Source organism: Thermogemmatispora sp. (assembly GCF_019683755.1).
In the GTDB taxonomy this organism is placed as follows: domain Bacteria; phylum Chloroflexota; class Ktedonobacteria; order Ktedonobacterales; family Ktedonobacteraceae; genus Thermogemmatispora.
On record NZ_JADGHT010000295.1, the window covers coordinates 1 to 5,908 of the forward strand.

The 5,908-nt window shown below is 58.1% G+C and carries 2 protein-coding genes and 1 pseudogene; 2 read left to right on the forward strand and 1 reads right to left on the reverse strand.

What is annotated here, in order from left to right; all coding sequences use genetic code 11:
• Nucleotides 1–446 (forward strand): annotated as a pseudogene (locus IRZ24_RS15755) (hypothetical protein); the annotation flags it as partial.
• A 283-nt stretch (nt 447–729) separates the two neighbouring features.
• Nucleotides 730–1,692: an acetamidase/formamidase family protein gene (locus IRZ24_RS15760; RefSeq protein WP_297166026.1), complete on the forward strand. Its 963-nt coding sequence runs from the start codon at nt 730–732 to the stop codon at nt 1,690–1,692.
• Nucleotides 1,693–1,891: 199 nt separating this feature from the next.
• On the opposite strand, the gene IRZ24_RS15765 is transcribed toward IRZ24_RS15760, so the two are convergent.
• On the reverse strand, nt 1,892–4,657 hold the full coding sequence (locus tag IRZ24_RS15765; protein WP_297166028.1) for a DUF4012 domain-containing protein: 2,766 nt from the start codon (nt 4,655–4,657) through the stop codon (nt 1,892–1,894).
• Nucleotides 4,658–5,908: the final 1,251 nt, after the last annotated feature.

Genomic DNA, 5,908 nt, shown 5'->3' on the forward strand with positions numbered 1-5,908 from the left:
TGGCGGTGAGTGTGATCATGCTCCTCGACTTTGTGGTGGTGAGCATCTGGGGTCTGGTTCCCAACATGACCGGAGCAACGCTTTTCGGCTATCTGGGGACAATCGGGGTCTTCCTGATTCTGGTGGCTTATCTCCTGACGAATGTGGGGGCGATCTGGTTCTTCTTCTTGCGCCGGCGCCTCTGGAGCTGGCAGTGGCTGATTCCTCTGCTGGCGATCGTTTTCTTGGGCTACACGCTCTACAGCAATATTTATCCGATTCCGGCTCCTCCATACAATATCTTTCCATATGTGGCGCTGGCCTGGCTCTTGCTCGGGCTGCTTTGTATTATCGCCAGTCCCTCCCTGGCGCAGCGCATCGGTCTGCATCTGGAGGAGAGTGAGGGGCTGCAGGCAGGCAGCACTGAGGTGGTCACGGATGCACCGGCGATCAGGCAGCCTGATTGAAGAGGGAAGAGAAAAGGGGCTTAGGGCGAGAAGCGTGGCAGATTGGCAAATCGGAGGAGCCTTCACAGCCCCGTCTCAGCAGGCCATGAGAGAAGCAGGGCGAGGGCACGAGATCCTGAGCCATGCTAAAATCCTGGTCCCCTGGTCCGTAATACGATATATGCGCGTCGACTCGCTTGAGCTGCTGTCGATTGATGATGCGCACAAATTGCATGCCTTGTTTGAGGCTTAATACAGCCTGGCCAAAGGTATACGGCCAAAAGAAAGGAGCTTTCTACCGGCCATGACGACAGGTGTTCCAAAGACAGGGCGTACGATCCACATCCGGCGTGATCAGTGGCATTTGGCTTGGGACCATAGCATTCCTCCCATCGCCCGGATTAGCTCGGGTGAGGTGGTGGAGTTTGATATGCTGGAGGCTTCCTGTGGCCAGATTCAGGCCAATAGCACGGTCGACGCTATTCGCTCGCTCGATTTCTCGCGCGTGGATCAGGTTCATGGTCCGATCTACGTGGAGGGAGCCGAGCCGGGAGATACGCTGGAGGTGGAGTTTCTGGATTTGCAGCCAGCCGAGTGGGGTTGGACAGGCGTGATTCCGGGCTTTGGTCTGCTGGCCGATGAGTTCCCCGAACCGGCGCTGAAGATCTGGCATCTGGAGGGCGGCGCCGATGGCTGGGCCGAGTTCGCGCCTGGTATTCGCATTCCCCTGGCTCCTTTCTGCGGAGAGATCGGTGTGGCGCCGGGACAGCCCGGGGCACTCTCGACCATCCCTCCCTACCGCCACGGCGGGAATATGGATACGCGCCACCTGACCAGGGGAACACGCCTCTACCTGCCGGTAGAGGTGCCTGGAGCCCTCTTCTCGATGGGCGACGGTCATGCCGCCCAGGGCGACGGCGAGGTCTGTGGCACCGCGATTGAGACGCCGATGCATGCGGTAGTCCGCTTAACGGTGCACAAGGATCGTCCGGTGCCAGAGCCACAGTATTTGACGGGCGGACCGCTCATCCAGCGCACCAATACGGCCCCCTACTATGTGACCGACGGCATCGGCCCCGATCTGATGGAGGCTACACGCAATGCGATCCGCCATATGATCGATTACTTGCAGCGCACCTACGGCCTTTCGCGCAGCGACGCGTATATGCTCTGTAGCGTCGCCGTCGATCTGAAGATCTGTGAGGTGGTGGACGCGCCTCACTGGGTCGTCGGGGCCTTCTTGCCAACGAGCATTTTTACAAAGTGAGGTGCTGGGCTGGGCTTCCTTTGAAGCGCTCGCCGCAGGAGCCTAGACCCGTGCAACCCCAGATCAAGCGTGCCGGTTCTCCCCTCCTCGCGCCGCAAGAGGAGAACCGGCCTTTTTTACAGCGCTGGCAGCCCCTCTGCTGGCCTGCTTGATGAGCAGAGCCAGGAGCGAGGGCAGCCACATTTTACACAGCACAGGTCTAGCGCCCTCGCCCACTGGTGGTCACCGCTGGTGTAGGAGTGGTGAACGGCTGAGCTAACAGCGGAAAGCCAGCAAGGCGAGCTGCTGTAGCAGGTGCTACCATCGCTGCGGGACCGCTCTGGGAGCCAGTAGCCGCTCTAGCTTGATGGGTGGCTTTGGCAGCGGTCTGTGGCCCTTTCAGGGTAATCACCTGGTCCTTATGGATGTCGCTATGATAGTGCAGGGTGCTGACGCCTTTCAGGTGCAGGGCTGTGGCGTCAATGGTAATGTCGACGGTGGGAACCATGCCGCCCTGCTTGCCTATAAGGACGCTGTAGATGTTGGACGGGTCTTTTGGATTGATGTGGGCATGTGGCACATACCACGAAAGTCGGATATAGGAAGTGCAGTTTTTGGGGGTGACAGTCAGGCCTCCCCACATGGCGCGCCCGGGTAGATCGCTCTGTAAAGCTGTTGGCGGCCCTACGCTATCAACGGGAGGATTCTGGTAGCGCGGTCCCAGGGCGTAGTTGCCACTTGGGCAATAGCGCGAGCCGTCAGGCGGGATATAGTTATAGCTGTCGCACTTGCTGCCGGCGATTGGCTGCTTTGAGGATGGCGACGAGGTTCCAGTCCCAGGAGGCGATTGGGTGCTGCTGCGGCCTGCGCTGCAGACAGGTTGGCCGGAGTCAAAGCCGCCGCCATCGATGAATTGGGAGCCTGCGGGGGCGTAGACACGGATGTAGTCGCTGTAGGCGTCAAAGCCGTAGACGGGGCCACGCTGGTCATAGTCAAGGATAATGGTCAGGTTGTGTGTGGCACCTCCCTGGGCGTCGAGTGTGATCGTGTCCTGGAAAGTGCTATGGACATACTGGCTGGCCTTGTTAACGCTGATGTTGGCTTGAACCACGTGGAAGCCATCGATATTCTTGAAGCTATTGATAGCGCCAGAGTAGCCTTGTTGTACAAGCCAGGCTTCGACAGCCGGATTAGTAAAGTACAGCTCCAGGTCGCGCGCCTGAATATCCTTGACGGCTCCTTTGACGATGTCGAGCAGCTTGCTGACGGGCAGATGCCGCACCTTGTCAAGCAGTAGCTTGGCCACCAGCGAGGTAAAGGCCTTGCGGGCATCGTGCAGGCTCTTGCCAGTGATCTGCTCTTGACGCGCGATGCCGGCGGGATCTTGTTGGTAATAATGGAGGCGATCGGCCAGGTTCTGTGAGGTGATTGTCTCACCGTACTCCTTGACGACGATCGGCCCGGTCACATCAAGGATGTGGGCAATGAAATTAGGGGTGAAAGCGATGTCGCCGTCAACGGGACCACCCCCCTCATCTTCAAAGACCTGGATATTGATGCGCGCTGTCGTGGGATAGTCGCCGGAGACATTGGAGTCGCGCAGGCCGAAGTTCCCCATGTGCATCCAGCTATAGCCCGGTGGGGCCTGCCGCCCCATTTGGAAGCCGTTGCCAGCGTAGTCGAGTTTGGCAACGTCGCGCAGCGCTAGCGCCCCAACGACACCATTCTGTACGTCGACTACCCCATACTGACCGGTAAAGCCTCCTCCGGGACGCAACTCGGCGTTGTCCATCGTCTGCAGGAGATAGCGTCGGTGCCCATCGACTCCCAGCAACCAGGAGACGAGCGGAATGAGCTGCTGCACCTGGTTGATCTGCTGCCGCGCCTGGGGAAGGGCCTTGACTATGCTGGTGATTTGCTCGCGTTGATGGGCGTTAAGGATGGGCAGTTGCTTGAGATCAACGGCCCGCATCTGTTCCTCGATATCTCCGATATAGTAGAGAGCATGCACCAGTGACCCCTGCACGGTGGTCACGTCCTGGGCAGTCAGCAACGGCTTGCTCTTGTCGTTGCTGCTTAGAGGAGAACCGTGGATAATGCTGGCTGCTAGCAGGCCGACGCCGCTCATTTCCTCTCCCATGCGCGAGACATCGAGCGCCACCTGTACGAGATGCCGCGCCATGTCGAGGCTGGACGCATACTCAGGCGCAAAGCTCTGGATGGCGTCACGGACGTCAGTGCGTTCGACAAGCTGCTGAAGCTGGAGGAAGTCTGCGCCCGCCTGCCGGAATTCCTGGCGAGCACGCTGTAGCTTGTCAGCTTCGAGGGCCGCCAGGGGATTGCTTTTGTCTAGTGTGAGCAGGTCTTTGACGTTCATGAGGTGCCTGACCCCATCTTCGGCAAGGCCCTTGACGTTGCTGTAGGCGCTGTAGGCGGCCAGGGCTGCCCCCACCGGCGGGAGCAGGCCGACAATGAGCGCTAGTAGCACAGCGAGAGAGAGATAGGTACGGAAACGATGATGCTTGCGCTCTTGCTGGCTGCGCCCGCGACGGCGCTCACGAATTCGACGAAGCTGCTGAGCAAGACGTCGATCAAGTAGGGTTCGACGTCCCTGCCTGCTCTCCCGGACTTGACCTTTGGCCAATCCTAGCACCGTCGTCGGTACGGTGGCCAGGTCGACTAGCTCTCGTTCATGGCCAGGGAAGAGGTCGATCTCAGCCTCATCGTGTAAGGGGGCCGGCAGCATGCGCTCATCAAGCAGGGTTGTGGGTAACTCCTCAGTCTCGGGTGAGACCTTCTCTTCAGAGGTCTCTTCTTGGCTGCTGGGCGGCCAGGCTTGCTCCCTTTCCTGGTGAGTCTGCCCCTGATCTGGCCCTGGCTCTCGCTGCTCTCCCTCTGTGCTCAGATGCGCTGTCGGCCTATCGGCCAGGCTCCGCCCGTGATCATCGCTTTGTGCGCAGGCCGACCTGTCTTCTGCCGCCTGCACTGCGGCTGAGGTCCGATGACGCTCCAGGGATACAGTTGCTTCGCGCTCTTCATCTGTCTCGGCTTCAATGTCCCCCTTGGGATTTATAGCAGAGTCCTCAGATGCTTCTTCATTAGCTTCTCTTTGATCTGTTACTTTGTCAGAGTCCGATGTATATTGTTTTTCTTCTTTATCAGTTTCAGTAAGATGTTGCTGGTCACTGTTCTTGTCCTGACCGTTGGTTTGCTCCGAGGTTGGAGGCTCTTCTGCGCTGAGGGAGGGAGCGCCTGGCAGATGGCCATTGTGGCTGGCAGCTTCAGACTCAGGCGCCTTTTTGTCAGTCGTAGCCGGAGCGGGCTGAAGGCAGGCGGATCGCCTAGGAGACCGCGGTCCCTGCAAGGCCGCTAATCTGACTGTTGGTTCGTCTTCCTCTGTAGGTACTCTCGTCTCCTCGCGGTCATGCCCTCTGGCACGCTGCTCTGTCTCGTCGGGCCTGTCCGCGCTTGTTCTCTGGGGATCAGCCTCCTCTGGCTCTGGTCTGGTATCTGTGGCCTCCTCTGTACTCTCGCTGATCATCGCTCCTGGAATGAGGGCGCGAAAACCCCAGAGCCGCCCATCAGGATGGCGCTTGAGGCATTTTTCTAGGAGCCGTGCGAGAGTCTGCCAGGAGAGACGATACTCAAGTGTAATCTCTTCAAGAGGCTTATCAGTCGTATAATAGTCAATTACAGCCCTTTTGCGTTGCTCATAACGTTGCTTTTCTCGCTCTCCGAGCAAGGAGAGATCAGCTTCGGCCCACGTCATGAGGTCATTACGGCGTGGCCGTGGCGGAGAAGATGCGGCGCGTACCCCAGGCAAGGCTTTTACCTCCATACTTTACAAAGCCACTCATCCTCGTGGATCGACAACAGTGTTTTTCTAAAGGAATGACTTAAGATACTAGTTTAGCTCAAGCAGCATCCGTTTTTAGAAAAAGCAAATAGAGAGACACATAGAGCGTACTCTCACCAGATCAGTGAGAGTTGTAAAGATAATCGTTGGAAATTGTCAGTAGGACCTTCACAGTCAGGCACTACAGTCACAGTTAGTGGCTCTCCCTCTCCTACTATACAGGACGCTTGAACCCTCACAGACGTTGCAGATGCCGCTTATTATATCGGAGTCTGTGCATATAACGAGGCAGGCGTAGCATTTTTGGATAGGGAGAGAGGGACGAAAGAGCCGCCCAACGGCTCGAGAGCGAGCGCGCTCCCATGTTGGGACGGCTCATCT